Below are 14,007 nucleotides of genomic sequence, written 5' to 3' on the forward strand. Positions count from 1 at the left end.
AAACTCACCATGTTCGATCTCATCATCCGCAATGCCAACCTGCCAGATGGTCGCCAGGGTTTCGATATTGGCCTCTCTGGCGGAAAGATCACCGCCATCGAAAAGCGGCTGGATGCCGTGTGCGGCGAGGAGATTGATGCAACGGGCCGTCTCGTCAGCCCACCCTTTTGCGATCCGCATTTTCACATGGATGCAACGCTGTCACTTGGCATGCCGCGCATGAATGTGTCCGGCACATTGTTGGAAGGTATCGCGCTCTGGGGTGAGCTGCGACCGCTGCTGACCAAGGAAGCGCTGGTTGAACGCGCCCTGCGCTACTGCGATCTCGCCGTCTCCCAAGGCCTGCTGTTTATCCGCAGCCATGTCGATACGTCGGATCCAAGACTGGTCACAGCAGAAGCCCTGATTGAGGTGCGCGAACGGGTGGCTCCCTATATTCAATTGCAGCTCGTGGCCTTTCCGCAGGATGGCTATTACCGCGCTGAAGGCGGCGTTTCCTCGCTCAACCGCGCACTCGATATGGGCATCGACATCGTTGGCGGCATTCCGCATTTCGAGCGGACAATGGATGAGGGAAGACTTTCACTGGAGGCTCTCTGCCGCATTGCGGCCGAACGGGGCCTGCCGGTCGATATCCATTGCGACGAAACCGACGATCCGATGTCACGCCATATCGAGACGCTGGCGGCAGAAACCATTCGCCATGGGCTGCAAGGCCGCGTGGCGGGATCGCATCTCACCTCCATGCATTCCATGGATAATTATTACGTCTCCAAGCTCATTCCGCTGATGGCAGAAGCCCAGATCAACGTCATTCCCAACCCGCTGATCAACATCATGCTGCAAGGCCGCCACGACACCTATCCGAAACGCCGTGGCATGACGCGGGTGCGCGAACTGATGGCAGCAGGCCTGAACGTCTCTTTCGGTCAGGATTGCACCATGGACCCATGGTATTCAATGGGATCGGCCGACATGCTGGAGGTTGGTCACATGGCCATCCACGTCGCGCAGATGGGCGGGCTGGATGACAAGAGACAGATTTTTGACGCGCTTACCGTCAATTCGGCAAAAACCATGGGTCTCGAAGGCTATGGTCTGGAGATCGGCTGCAAGGCAGACCTTATCGTGTTGCAGGCGGCAGACGTATTTGAGGCGCTGCGCCTCAAGCCATCACGCCTGTTTGTGGTCAAGGGCGGTAAGGTAATTTCCCGCACCGCACCCCGCATTGGAGAACTGTTTCTGGAAGGCCGCCCTGCGGCTGTCGATAGCGGGCGCGATTACGTACCCGTTTACTGATCCGACATTGAATTGTAGCGGTAACGACGATAACCAGCCCCAAGGCCCAACTGTTGCAGGCTGGATTCGAGATGCGGCAGCAGGGTTTCTACCGCCTGCCAAGCATACCGTTCCGCATCCGTTTCCGGGCGTGATAGAATAGCCTCGATTTCCGCCATGACAGCATCGCGGTCCACGGTTGTCACGCGACCGCCATCGACGACCAGCCGCCCACCGACGAAGACCTGTTCTATGGCGTGACGCCCACCGCGATGCAGCAGCGCTTCCACGGGTGGCGTTCGTGAATTGATAGCCGGGCGGGCAATGCGGTCCTTGTCCATCAACACGATATCGGCCTGCCAGCCGGGCTCCAGACGTCCCGTAAATCCACCAAATCCGGCGGAGGCCGCGCCATGTTCGCTGGCCATTTGCAGCACCGCGCCCGCATCCGGTCTGTCGTTCCAAAGGCCGGTTTCCCGGTGCAGCGCCCAGACCAGTTTCATTTCCAGTGTCATGTCGCGGTCGTCGGCAATATTCGACTGGTCTATGCCGAGGGCAACCGGAATGCCGCGCCGTCGCATCTCGTTGACGGGCGCAATACCGCTGCCGAGCCTGAGGCCGGAAGAGGCATTGTGGCAGATTGTGCAGCCGCAGGAGGCGATAATGTCGAGATCCTCGCCGCTCATCCAGTTGCCGTGGCCAAGCGTTACATTGGCGTCAAGGCATTGCAGTTTTTGCAGATGCTGAACCGCGCTGCGGCCATAGGTGCGCCGGGCAAATTCCGCCTGCCGTTCGGTTTCGAGTAGATGCATGTGGACATTTCCACCTGCCGCCTTGGCCGTCTCGAAAATCGTCTGCAAGGCATTATCGCTGCACCAGTGCAGATTGGCGGGCGCAAGATTCATGCGGATATGCTGTGGGCTACCCTTCATGAAACGGGCGCGCAGATCGGTATAGAATTCCATCAGCCGGGGAACCGGAATATCGGCAGCGGCCAGTTGCGGCGCAATCCAGTCGCGCAGTTTGGCGGGCAGGCGGCTTAAGATATCCGCATCCGGCTCGTAGGACAGAATATTGCGGTCGCGGATCATGAAGCAATAGCCGAGCCGCATGCCGATTTCGCCATAGGCCGAGATTGTTGCTTCTGCCGTCTGCATCCAGCTGTCCGGCGTGCCGGAAAAGCCGCTATGGATGTGTTGCACGGTCGTCGTGCCGCTTTCCAGCATTTCGATGGCCGAATAAAGCGTATCCAGCCGCTGGTCGATCCGGCGCATGGCGCGAAATTGCGGCAGCCACAGTTCCAGCGGCGCGAAAGGCACGCCTTGCATCAGTGGTGTCACACCGAAATGGTGATGCGCGTTGACCAGGCCCGGCATGGCGATCATCCGGCGCGAGCCAAAGCGTGGCAGGTGGTCGTTGCCATAGCCGACCGCTTCCATCGGACCGATCTGTGCAATCATGCCCTTCTCGACGCGGATGCCGACATCGTGGCGCATGGTCATTTTGCCATCCGCGCCAAGGCCGGTCAGCCCGCTGCCGGCATCAAGGCCGGTCAGCACGATGCCGGCCTCGATGATGCAATCTGCGCCGGGATTGTCCGGCATCGTAATGGCCTGCGTCATATCCGATAGTCTCCAATCAGGCCGAGACGCCGCGCCGCGGCAACGCGATAGAGCGGGTCTGCATAGATCGTCATTTCCTGGGCTGCCGAATAGGCAAGGCTGATATCATGTTCGTCATAGCTCGAAGCAGCTGCTGCAAAAATCACCGGCCAATCCGGGGCAGCCAGCGCGCGCCAGCGCGAGATCTCCTCCTCTGGCGGTAGGGTTGGAAAGTCCAGTTCCCGCATCAGCGCCGCAATCGCTTGCCAGAACACGCGCAGCATTGTGTCGCGGGTTTGTCGGTCGCAAGTGGGGGTGAGCAGGCGTATCCAATGCAGGCCCGTGACCACATGCAAAGCGGCAAAATGCTGGGTGGCCGCAAATAAGCGGATGGCAACAGCGGCCATCTTTTCCATCGTATCGGGGCCAATTTCCAGCCAGTCTACAACAGGAACAAAATCCGGCAGGGCGGCGGCGTCACGCATGTTCTGCCACAGAAGATCATGAAGCGTCAGCGTGTGCATGGGGGCGATCAGCGTGACCCGGCGCAGCACTTCGGCAGGATCGTCTGTAACAGGGCTTGCGCCGGTCGCAGGCGGCAGCGCCAGATAGGTCGCCGCCCAATAGGCAAGCGCAATGGCGATATCGCCTTGGTTTTGGCGCAACACGCCATAGGCCGTGCGCATCAGGGCGTGAAAGGCGCTTGCCGCCACGCCCGGTGCCAGATCCGGCAGATAGTGCTTGAGCGCTGCCTCTATTCCAATCCGGGAGACTTCAGCGGAAAAAAACAGCCGCAGATCCGGCTCCCGTTCCCGTTGGCCGAGAACGGAGCGCCATGTTGTTGCATCGAGCGGCGTGGATGGCTGGCCGAAAGGCAGCAGTTTTTTTATACCCTTATAATGATCGAAAAAGCGGCGCATCTGGGCAGGTGTGCCGCCAATTTCGGCCAGGGCGTAGAGCACCATGGGCGCGTGGTTGGCGAAGGTGCCGGTAAATTCGGATCCCCAGGCGGGCATTTCGGCGAGCAGTGCTTCGACCTCCGCCGCTTTGGTTGGCTCCATCATGGTATTCTCCTCGCTCGGCACAGGTTCGAAAAGCGCGTCTGCGATGTCAGTTGCGAAAGGTCGAAGGCCTGTGTCGCGGCAATCAGGCTGACAAGTCCATCGGCGGCGCGATCAAGCACGATCTGGCCCTTCTGCGCGGTTGCATTGCTGGCATTGCCGCAGACGCCTGCTGGATGAAGATCCTGCGCCTGCCAGCCGAAACCCACGGCACCTTCTGCTGTCAGCATGCTGCCGGATTTCTCAATTGCCACCGTCAGGGGGACGAAATTCTCGGCTTTGTCCATGGCCACCCGCTCAGGCGCGATTGCCAGCATCATGCTGGTTTCGATGTCGCCGCCATGGATGCCGTGGTCGATTTCCGCGCGCGAAAACAGATCCTCCACCGGCGCGATGCGAAACCAGGAACAGGAAACCGCCAACATGCCAAGTTCGATGCGGATATCCCTGCAAACGATGTCCATCAGCGCCATCTGGCCGCCATGGGAATTGAACAGGATCAATTTCGCCGCACCCGCGCGCTTGACGCTGCGGGCCAGATCCAGCCACACATGGCGCAGGGTCTCGCCGGAGATCGCCAGCGTGCCGGGGAAGGCGATGTGCTCGTCGGATTTCCCGACCATCATGGGCGGCAGGAACAGGACGTCGGTGTCCGGCTGCAAGCGCGCCACCGTGCGCCGGATGATCTCCGCGTTGATGGCCGCATCGACATCGACGGGCAGATGCGGGCCGTGCTGCTCGACAGCGGCGATAGGAAGCACCACCACCGTTTTTGAGAGATCACGCTCGGCAAAGGTTTGGGTTGAATGATCCACCCAGTAGAAAGACCTAGTCATGATGCTTTTTCCATCATCCGTGCTGCATTTCGGGCAGCAATAACAGCTTCGAAATCATCACTGACCGGCAGGTCCTGCGAGCTATAAGCCTCCAGCCCCGGCAGGATTGCGTTTTCCTGATCCAGCAGCAGCCGGCGCTCAATGCCGCGCACCACCCTTGGCAGGGCATAGCGATGGCCGCTGATTGAGGTGGAATGCGGGCCATGGCTGACGAAACTCGCGCTGTTGAAGGCAAAGACCCGGCTGACCCAGCCGTCTTCCGGCACCTTCGGCAGGAATGCGTAATAGGGGTCGAGATAGGGCAATTGCGACAGCCGGGCGTCTTCCTCTCCGGCTGAAGGCGTGAAATGCTCACCCCAAACCGCGATCCTCGGGGCCAGGGTTTTCAATTCCGGGCGCGCTGAGAGATCGACATCCATGCCTGTTGCCAGCAACAGATGATCGAAGACCAGCACGCCATCGGGCGTTTTCACCGAGACTGCGCCGTCCTTTTCACACACTTCCAGCCAAGGCGTTGCGGGGCGCAGGGTAAAGCCTGGCAGGGCCATTGCTGTCTCAAAGGCGCGCACCGGTGGCGGCTGGTCGGTGCTGCGGAAAAACCGGGCGATTTGCCAGCGGGTTTGGTCGGACAGCGCCCCGAAACCACTGAGAAGCGGTGGTGCTTCCAGTGCACGGTGCGGATTGGTGCGGGGCAGTTGTTTCCGGCGAAAGCAGAGATCGACCGAGGCAGCACCGCTGTTCAGCGCGGTGACGGCATTGTCGAAGGCCGAGGCACCGTGACCGAGAATGCCGATCCGCTTGCCCTTCAAACGCTTAAAATCCACCTGTCCATTGGTATGGTCATAGCGCTGCGATGGCAAAGCGTCGGAAATGAAACGCGGCACCCGCCAGGCACCGGCACCGTCAAAGCCGGTGGCCAGAACCACGGCCCGCGCCAGATGGCGCTCGACATGGCCCTGCCGCAGAGTGGTGACGGCCATCAGGTCGCCTTCCGGCGAGACGTCCGTCACGCGGGTCTCATTGGTGATGGCAATGTCGAAAACCTCGGCATACCAGTCCAGATAGGCCTTCCAGTCGGTGCGGGGGATGCGGCCCAGCGTCTGCCAGGCCTCAATGCCATAGCGGGTTTCGAACCAGCGACGCACCGAGAGATTGGCGACGTTGAATTCGTTGCCGACCGCCGTTTTAGGGGTGCGCAATTCTTCCATGCGGGCAAAGGTGGTCCACGGCCCTTCCGAGCCGGCCGGGGCGCTGTCGAACAGGCGGATCTGCTGGACCCCATCCCATTTCAGCGCCGCCGCTATGGTGATCGCCGACTGTCCCCCGCCAACGATGGCGACATCGCAGACGGATGGTGCGGAGATGGACAGTGGCGCAAGCCAGGGAGCCGCCGGATAGGCGAGGGCGGCAAGATCGGCCCTTGCCGCGTCCTTTAAACGAGCAAGTGCGGCCACGGCATCGGGGAGAGGATCAAGCATGGTCTGAGGGTCCTGAAATACTGTGTTTGTGCCGGTTGCGGCGATAAAGCTCGCTGACAATGACGATCACGGCTGTCAGCAAAAGCACCACGACCTGCATGGCATTGAGGTCGGGCTTCAGCTCGCGCCGGAATTGCGAGGCGATAATCAACGAGAGCGGCTGGGTGCGACCGGCGAGAAACATCGAGATGGTCAGATCGGCCAGCGATAGAATAACGCCAATGGAATAGGCAGCACCGATGGCGCCCTTCAACTGCGGCAGCACGATCCGGCGAAAGCTTTGCCAAGGTGTGGCCCCCAGATCGCGGGCGGCATCTTCCAGCCGTTTGTCGAGGCGGATGACGGTGGCGGCAATGATGGTGGTGGCAAACGGGATGGCGATCAAGGTTTGCGCAGCGATAAGAGCGGCTGCTCCGCGCCCCAGTCCTATCCAGTTCATCAGCATGGCCTGGGCAATTGACAGCACCGTTTTCGGCACCAGAAATGGCAGGACAATCAGAAAGATAAAGACCGGGCGAAAGGCCAGCCTGGGCGAGGCAAGTGCCAGGGCCGCGCAAAGTCCGATCAAGGCCGCCAGGATGCCGACCGGCTGGGAGATCAGGAAACTGGTCAGGAAGCCGTTGATAAAGGTCGTATTGCTGAACAGGTCTTTGTACCAGGACAGCGTGAAGCCGCTTAAGGGAAAGGCCATCAGGCTGGAGGCATTGAAGGAAAACAGCGCCAATACGATGATCGGCAGATAGAAGAAGCCGACAGCGAGGCCAAGAGTCAGGGTGATCCGCCGGTTCATTTCAAGCCCCCCTGCAGGACGGCCCGCGCGCCTTTCAGCCGCAGCAGGAGCCAGGCCATAGCGCTTGCCGTTGCAAACAGCGCGATCAACAGGCTCAACGCCAAGGCAGAGGCAAGCGGCCAGTCGAAGGCGGTGCCGAACAGGTTGTCGATCATCGCCATCGGGGTTGCGCCGGAGGTGCCGCCCAGCATGCTTGGTGTCAGCATGTCACCGGCGGCGAGCGCAAAGACCGCCAGCAGGCCGACAGCAAGGCCCGGCACCGTCAGCGGAAAGATCACCCTTGTGAAGGCATCGAACGGGCGGGCACCGAGGTCGCGGGCCGCTTCGATCAACCGCCGATCGATCAATTCCGCCGAAATCCAGATCGGTAACACCATAAAGGGCAGGCAATTGTAGAGAAGGACGAGATGGGTGGTGAAGGGCGAAAACAGCAGGAACTTGACCGGCTGATCGACCAGGCCAAGCCCCTTCAGCACCGCATTGACCAGCCCTTCGGAGCCGAGAACCACCCGCCAGGCATAGATGCGGACGATTTCGCCGGTATAAAGCGGCGTCAGCAATACGATCTGGGCAATGCCCTTCCAGGCGGTTGGTAGGCGGGCAATGGAAAGAGCGATGGGATAGCCGAGAATCGCGGCCAGAAATGCCGTTGCCAGCCCGGACAGGACCACCTTGCCGATCAACAGGGCAAAGACCGGATTGGACATCATCTGGCCCCAGCTGTGCAGGGAGAGATCCGGCACCATGACGAAAGCATCCAGATCCACTGTGAAGAGACTGAAGGCCAACAACAGTAGAAGCGGCAAGAGACAGCCCAGAACCAGCAGCATTGAGACGGGAAGCGCCAGATGCGCGCGGCTGAGAACGAGCGTCATGATGCAAGCCTCGTGATGAAGCATGAAGCAGTGTCGAGCGCCATCGCGATTGTCGATCCTGGTTCCGCTGGCCGGTCGGCCATCAGCCGTACCGTTACGCCGGAAATATCTGCTTCGATCAGGTAGCGGTCGCCCTTGAAGACGACATGCCGAACCTTGGCGGAAAGAACAAGGCCGTGACCGTCCGCGTTGCCAAGCCGTAAATGCTCAGGCCGGATCACCAGGGCGGCGCGTTCGCCTTTCGCAAGACCATGGATGGCGGGAGCGGTGATGGTTCCAAGCGGCGTCCCGATGGTTGCCGTCTCCGTGTCTAGCGCCAGAACCTCACCCTCCACCAGGCTGGCCGAGCCGATGAAATCTGCCACGAACGTGTCGGCGGGTCGTGCATAAAGCGTGACCGGGTCGGCTTTCTGGGCGATGCGGCCCTTGTTCATCACCACGACGATATCCGACAGCGCAAAGGCTTCTTCCTGGTCATGGGTGACATAGACGAAAGCAATGCCGAGGCGGCGTTGCAGGTCTTTCAGCTCGATCTGCAGATGCCCGCGCATCTTGCGATCCAGTGCCGAAAGCGGCTCATCGAGCAGCAGCAGATGCGGCTCGGCGATGATGGCGCGGGCCACTGCCACCCTCTGCTGCTGGCCACCGGATAGCTGATGCGGATAGCGGCTGGTGAATTCGCCCATGTGAACGGCGTCCAACGCCCGCTTCACACGCGGTGCCGGGTCCTGCGCACCACGGCGCAGGGTGAGCGAAAAAGCGACATTCTCGAACACGGTCAGATGCGGAAACAGGGCGTAATTCTGGAACACCGTGTTCACCGGTCGCCGCTCCGGTGGCACGCCGGTGAGCGAGCGCCCGTCGAGCACCAGCGACCCGGCATCGGGAGTTTCAAACCCGCCGATCATCCGCAGGATCGTCGTTTTGCCGCAGCCCGAAGGTCCGAGAAAGGTGGTGAAGGCGCGTTCTGGAATGTCCAGATCCACGCCATCGACCGCACGGTTGCGGCCATAGGACTTGACGAGGCCCCTTGCGGACAAGAGCATCGGCAAACCGGTTCCGACATTTTTGTCCGTTGCTGTCGTATCCCATGCCTGCGTCATGCCTCAGCTCGCCTTGACTTCGTTCCAGATTTTCAGCCAGTCGGAATAATTGGGCGGCGCCACCGGCCACATGAAGGATTTCATCACGTCCATATCGTCAACGAAGATCGTTGCCTGTTCCTCATGCGAAAGCTTGTCTCTGATGACGGAGGAGGTGGTGGCGTAATGGCCGATCCGTGCCACATCGGTGGAATAGCTCGGTCCAAGCAGATAATTGATGAATTTATAGCCGATCTCGGTCTTTTCCGGTGAAAGATTGGCAGGCATGCCGAAGCAATCGCACCAGCCCATCACGCCAGCCTTCGGCTTGGCCATGCCCATTGGCAGCTTGGCCTGTAGCTCGTCATAAGGTACGCGCCAGGAGAAGGCGCAGGACACTTCGCCTGTGGCGAAGAGATTGGTGAGGTCGCCGATGGTCTGCCAATAGGTGCGCAGCAGCGGCTTCTGGGTAATCAGCAGTTTCTTCGCCTCGGCCAGTTCCTTGGCCTCCATCACGAACACTTTGTCACGCGGCACACCGGCAACCAGCCCGGCGATGGCGATGGATTCCAGGGCGTAATCGCGCATGGCGAGCTGGCCGGAATATTTCGCATCGAAGAGCGTGGTATAGTCCGGCTCCTTGTCGAACTTGTCCTTGCGGTAGACAATCGGGTTCAGGCCCCAGAGATAGGGAATGGCAAAGGTCTTGCCGGCCTCATCCATCACCTTCGGCGTGGATTTGAACACATCATACATCAGGCTGGCATTGGGAATTTTCGACAGGTCCAGCTCCTTCAGCAGGCCTGCCTTGATATAGCGCCAGCTGCCGTTCAGCGATGGGTTGATCATGTCCCAATCGGCGGCGGCCCCGGTTTTCAGCGCGGCAAACTGTGCATCTTCGCTGGAGAGATAGGAGAGTTTGACCTTGACGCCGGTTTCCTTTTCGAAGGCGGCGACATATTCGGGATGGCCGTTGGAGTCCCAGGTTGCCCAGACCATGTCGGAGACCGCAGCGCGTGCGATGCCCGCGTTTGAAACCACTCCTGCGGCAGCACCCGCCGCCATTCCCGCCAGCACGTCACGCCGTGTGATACCTGTCCGTTTCATGGAGCCCCATCCGGTTCTTGTTGCGATGAGGATAGTGTGCGGACTTTCGATCCAAACGGCCATAAGGCAAAGGCTATAGTGTCTATTGCCTTTGTTTGTGATGGGGCGGGTATCAGCTTGGCTGCCAACTGGGCTGCATGTGGTGCATCGGTGGAAGAGGCAAGGGACCGGGGCGGTCGAGTGTTTGCATCTCGGCTGAGGCGTGTTTGATCATCCGGCGTAGCCACGCCTGGTCTGGCGCGTGATGTTTGCGGTCGTGCCAGAGCGTATAGAAATGCATCTGCCCCAATTCCACCGGAGCGTCCAGAACCGCAAAGGGGAAGGTTTGCGCCACCTGTTCGGCAAAGTGCCGTCCGGTGGTGAAGACGAGGTCAGAGCGGGCAAGGACGTAGGGCGCGATGGAATATTCCGGCACCGTGGCGCGGATATGCCGCTTGACGCCGAGATCACGCAATCGTCCGTCAATGGGGCTGAATTGCGCGTCACGCTCTGACGTCGGTGACAGATGGCTTTCCTCAAGATATTCATCAAGCCGGATGCGATCCCGGCCCCGGCGGGCAAAACGGTGCGTGGATCTGACCATGCAGACGATATCGGTCTTCAGCATTGGCGCGATGCGCAGGTGTTCCGGCGGGTGGGGCCAATTGCCGATCACCGCATCGATCCGGCCCTCCGATAGTCCCGACAGCAGGTCATCCTGGGATGGCATTGGCGAGGCGTCGATGGAAATACCGGGGGCCATATCGGTGATCGCGCCGATCAATTGCGGCATGAACACGGTGCCGAGACAATTGCTGGCAACAATGCGAAAATGTCGAACGGATACGGCGGGATCAAAAGCAGTCGGAGAGATCAGGTGGGTATCGATCCGACCGAGAATATCATTCATCGCCGAGCGCAGCGCTAGCCCTCGCTCGGTTGGCACAAGCGCGCTGCCGGACCGCACCAGCAGCGGATCCTGGAAAATATCGCGTAGCCGCTTCAGCGAAAGGCTGACGGTCGGCTGCGCCTGGCCCAGCAGATCGGCAGTGCGCGATACGCTGCATTCCGTCAACAGCAAGCGCAGAGTGCGCATCAGACGGATATCAAGATTTGCATAGGCCTGCTCCGACATGCTCGTACTCCTTTGGGGGTGAGTAACTTGATGAAAAGCATTTTCTATGCCAGTTGCTGACCTGGAAACTGGAGCGTTTTGGCTTTTGAGCTATTGTTTATGCGCGACACAGCCGTCGCGAGCAAAGCTTCTAAAGGACACTTCGCGGCAATCTCACCCACTATTCGAGGGTCTTCAGAACGGCTTGGGTTCGGCTTTTCACACCGAGCTTGGCAAAAATGTTCTTGGCGTGCGATTTCACGGTATTCAAATTGATATCGAGCCTGGTGGCGATTTCGCTGTTGGAAAGCCCCCACCGCATCAATTGCAGCACGTCGTCTTCCCGCTGCGTCAACTCGGTGAGGGAGCCACGCAGACTGAGCCGGGCCTCCTGCCTTTGCCCTCCGCCGGGGTTCGGAGACGCGGCAACGGGTGAAATGAAATCGCGCAAGATGCGCCGGGTGGCCATGGTGTCATCCTCAAGATCCGCAGGCTGCGTCTCCTCGGCCTCATGGGCGGGCGCAATAACCTTGGCGAGCGCTTCTGCCTGTCGCGCCATCAGAATACGGCCTTCCTGCCGCGCCCCTGCGGCAAGCGTCCGAAGCTTTTCTGCTGCGGCATCGATCTGTCCGGCATTGCGCAGGATTCTGGCCTCGACAATGCGAAATGGGTCCCATATCTGCCAGGCGGAAGAGGGAAACCGGTTGCGTGCCTCGGGCAATTGCAGCGACAGCCGTTCCCATTCGCGGCGGCCCTCTGCGGGGCTGTTGAGACGAAAGGCCCTGTCGGCCCGCTCTATACCGAGCTGGAATTCGAGGCGAAAATCTTCCGCCTCATAGGCTCTCCTGCTGGCACGAACGAGAAGTGCCGTTGCCTCCTCGACCCGGCCAGTTATATCGAGAAGCCGCACGAGACCGGTTGTGGCAATCAGGATCCGTTCGCACAGCCCGGAAACATCCGTTGCCTTTTCAGCCGGGATCGCCCGTCGCCACAGGCGCTCGGCCTTTTCAAGATCATTGTCGTCATAGGCAATCAGTCCCAAAAGCGCCGATGGCAGGGCGACCATGTAGGAGTGTTCCCCGAAATTCTGCTCGGCAATCGCCAGGGCTTCGACAATCACATGCCGGGCTTCCTGAAACAGCGCACGGGCGAGGTAGGACATGGCGGCAATGCAGCGGGAATGAATCCCGCCCCAATGGCAGGCCATGTCGTCATAGACACCATTTGCCCGCCATGTCAGCCGTTCCGCCAGATCCAGCTTGCCCAGATTGAAGGCGAAATAGCTGTGAATGGAGTCGAGGTCGACCTGTCCGAAGGCCAGCCGGTCAAGCTCTTTTCCGGCCAGTTGGGAGAGGTGAAAGCTTCCGACTGTGAAATCGCCGCCATAGGCACCGATAAGCGCCCGCATGAGATGGAGCCGTCCGCTGATATCGAGACCCGTTCGGGCCGCGATGAGGGATACAGGACTATTCGGGTCGCTGGCTGCCGCCTCTATCGTCTGAAGGGTTTGTTCGGCTTGCAAGAAGCGGCGCATGTTGATGGACCGCCACACGTGCAGGAAAAGCAGCAGCGGCCTTTCCTCGCGGGCCTCTCGGGGCAGTTGCTGCATCCAGCGGGAATAGGTGTCGAAACGGCCATGGCTGAGATAGTCGTACAGGCAATAGGTTTCGATCAATTCTGCCGCCCATTTGGACTGGCGCGCGAGAAAGGCATGACGGACGGCATCGACGGGCGAACCATTGTCGATGAACCATTGCGCGGCGCGGGCGTGAATGTCTTCGACAGCAGGCCGGTCGTCGCCATAAAGGCGGGTTTGCAGAAACTCCTGAAACAGATGGTGATACTTGTACCACCGCTGCGTTCCCGGAAGCTCAACGACAAACAATTGGCTTTGCTCCAGGAAGGCCAGCATCCGGTCTCCGTCACGCTGACCGGTCACGGCGTTGCAGAGGTCGGCATTCAGCGTTTCCAAGAGGGAGGTCTTGGCGAGGAAGTCGCAAACCTCGGCAGGCAGTCCGGCAATGACTTCCTCCAGGAAATAGTCGGCAAATGCGCGATGGCTTCCAGATGGCGCAGCGGCGACGAAATTGCCCGTCGCCCGCCCTGTAACCAGGGCTGCCAGCCGCAAGCCGACCGCCCAACCCTCGGTATGATCATGCATCTGGCGGCTTTCGTCTGCCGTCAAGGCGACATTGGAGGCGGTGCGAAAAAACGCCTCGGTCTCTTCCTCGCTGAAATGCAGGTCTTCCACGGCAATGTCGATCATCTCGCCGTTGGCCCGGTACCGGCCAACGGGTATGGCAGGCCGGTTGCGGCTGGCGAGCACGACGGTCAGGCTCGGCAAGCGGCTGGCGAGGATCGTATTGATCGCCTCGCCACCATCGCCGCCTTCGGCCAGATGGTAATCGTCGATAAACAAGGCCAGCGGCTGGCGGATGGATTGATCGGTGAGCAGAGCCGTCAAGCGTTGCAGCGCGTCGGCGCGATCAAGGGAGGGCAGATGATCGCGATTATCAGCGATCGATTGCTGAAGTGCCTGGAGCAGGCCCTCGGCGAAATTGAACGGATCTTTGTCGTCTTCGCTTGCCGAATACCAGACGGTCGAAAACCCGGCATCCGACAGGCTCCGATGCCATTGGGCGAGAAGCGTGGTCTTGCCGGAGCCAGCCGGGGCATGGACGAGCGCCAGCCGGTGTTTGCTGAGAAGCTGCGACAGTCGCGTCAGGCGCGGACGGTCGATCAGGCCTGTCGAAGCGCTGGGCGGCACAGATCGTCTGTTTAAAAGGCGCGTTCGTTGCACAGGTCC

11 protein-coding genes are annotated in these 14,007 nt (G+C 60.1%); 1 reads left to right on the top strand and 10 read right to left on the bottom strand.

Annotated elements, in window-relative coordinates:
* The first annotated feature begins 9 nt into the window (after positions 1-9).
* Positions 10-1,299 carry an amidohydrolase family protein gene (locus AVI_RS18565; protein WP_041698459.1) on the top strand — a complete coding sequence of 430 codons (1,290 nt, stop codon included), beginning with the start codon at positions 10-12 and terminating at the stop codon, positions 1,297-1,299.
* On the opposite strand, the gene AVI_RS18570 is transcribed toward AVI_RS18565, so the two are convergent.
* The 10 genes from AVI_RS18570 to AVI_RS18615 form a co-directional block, all read right to left on the bottom strand.
* Positions 1,293-2,900 carry an amidohydrolase family protein gene (locus tag AVI_RS18570; protein WP_012653671.1) on the bottom strand — a complete coding sequence of 536 codons (1,608 nt, stop codon included), beginning with the start codon at positions 2,898-2,900 and terminating at the stop codon, positions 1,293-1,295. The two genes, AVI_RS18565 and AVI_RS18570, sit on opposite strands and share 7 nt — an antisense overlap.
* Positions 2,897-3,943 carry a questin oxidase family protein gene (locus AVI_RS18575; protein WP_012653672.1) on the bottom strand — a complete coding sequence of 349 codons (1,047 nt, stop codon included), beginning with the start codon at positions 3,941-3,943 and terminating at the stop codon, positions 2,897-2,899. Before AVI_RS18575 ends, AVI_RS18570 begins: the two co-directional genes overlap by 4 nt.
* Positions 3,940-4,776 carry a creatininase family protein gene (locus tag AVI_RS18580; protein ID WP_012653673.1) on the bottom strand — a complete coding sequence of 279 codons (837 nt, stop codon included), beginning with the start codon at positions 4,774-4,776 and terminating at the stop codon, positions 3,940-3,942. Before AVI_RS18580 ends, AVI_RS18575 begins: the two co-directional genes overlap by 4 nt.
* A complete protein-coding gene (locus AVI_RS18585; protein WP_012653674.1) occupies positions 4,773-6,254 on the bottom strand; it encodes a SidA/IucD/PvdA family monooxygenase in 1,482 nt (493 codons plus the stop codon). Before AVI_RS18585 ends, AVI_RS18580 begins: the two co-directional genes overlap by 4 nt.
* Entirely contained in the window at positions 6,247-7,044 is a 798-nt protein-coding gene (locus tag AVI_RS18590) for an ABC transporter permease (protein WP_012653675.1), read from the bottom strand. Before AVI_RS18590 ends, AVI_RS18585 begins: the two co-directional genes overlap by 8 nt.
* A complete protein-coding gene (locus AVI_RS18595) occupies positions 7,041-7,919 on the bottom strand; it encodes an ABC transporter permease (protein WP_012653676.1) in 879 nt (292 codons plus the stop codon). The genes AVI_RS18590 and AVI_RS18595 overlap by 4 nt, the downstream gene beginning before the upstream one ends.
* Positions 7,916-9,022 carry an ABC transporter ATP-binding protein gene (locus AVI_RS18600; protein ID WP_012653677.1) on the bottom strand — a complete coding sequence of 369 codons (1,107 nt, stop codon included), beginning with the start codon at positions 9,020-9,022 and terminating at the stop codon, positions 7,916-7,918. Before AVI_RS18600 ends, AVI_RS18595 begins: the two co-directional genes overlap by 4 nt.
* 3 nt (positions 9,023-9,025) lie before the next feature.
* The gene (locus AVI_RS18605; RefSeq protein WP_012653678.1) at positions 9,026-10,108 is read right to left on the bottom strand and encodes an extracellular solute-binding protein; all 1,083 of its coding nucleotides are present in this window, start codon (positions 10,106-10,108) and stop codon (positions 9,026-9,028) included.
* A 112-nt stretch (positions 10,109-10,220) separates the two neighbouring features.
* Positions 10,221-11,222 (bottom strand): LysR substrate-binding domain-containing protein, encoded by a 1,002-nt coding sequence (locus AVI_RS18610; protein WP_012653679.1) that lies wholly within the window; start codon positions 11,220-11,222, stop codon positions 10,221-10,223.
* A gap of 160 nt (positions 11,223-11,382) precedes the next feature.
* Entirely contained in the window at positions 11,383-13,968 is a 2,586-nt protein-coding gene (locus AVI_RS18615) for a winged helix-turn-helix domain-containing protein (RefSeq protein ID WP_041698461.1), read from the bottom strand.
* Positions 13,969-14,007: the final 39 nt, after the last annotated feature.

It is taken from the genome of Allorhizobium ampelinum S4, assembly GCF_000016285.1.
GTDB classification, from domain to species: Bacteria; Pseudomonadota; Alphaproteobacteria; order Rhizobiales; family Rhizobiaceae; genus Allorhizobium; species Allorhizobium ampelinum.

Bases quoted from the DNA above. Each gene is read 5' to 3' on its own strand.
- AVI_RS18575 (WP_012653672.1), bottom strand. From the start codon at position 3,943: ATGATGGAGCCAACCAAAGCGGCGGAGGTCGAAGCACTGCTCGCCGAA.
- AVI_RS18595 (WP_012653676.1), bottom strand. From the start codon at position 7,919: ATGACGCTCGTTCTCAGCCGCGCGCATCTGGCGCTTCCCGTCTCAATG.
- AVI_RS18585 (WP_012653674.1), bottom strand. From the start codon at position 6,254: ATGCTTGATCCTCTCCCCGATGCCGTGGCCGCACTTGCTCGTTTAAAG.
- AVI_RS18605 (WP_012653678.1), bottom strand. From the start codon at position 10,108: ATGAAACGGACAGGTATCACACGGCGTGACGTGCTGGCGGGAATGGCG.
- AVI_RS18590 (WP_012653675.1), bottom strand. From the start codon at position 7,044: ATGAACCGGCGGATCACCCTGACTCTTGGCCTCGCTGTCGGCTTCTTC.
- AVI_RS18600 (WP_012653677.1), bottom strand. From the start codon at position 9,022: ATGACGCAGGCATGGGATACGACAGCAACGGACAAAAATGTCGGAACC.
- AVI_RS18610 (WP_012653679.1), bottom strand. From the start codon at position 11,222: ATGTCGGAGCAGGCCTATGCAAATCTTGATATCCGTCTGATGCGCACT.
- AVI_RS18570 (WP_012653671.1), bottom strand. From the start codon at position 2,900: ATGACGCAGGCCATTACGATGCCGGACAATCCCGGCGCAGATTGCATC.
- AVI_RS18580 (WP_012653673.1), bottom strand. From the start codon at position 4,776: ATGACTAGGTCTTTCTACTGGGTGGATCATTCAACCCAAACCTTTGCC.
- AVI_RS18565 (WP_041698459.1), top strand. From the start codon at position 10: ATGTTCGATCTCATCATCCGCAATGCCAACCTGCCAGATGGTCGCCAG.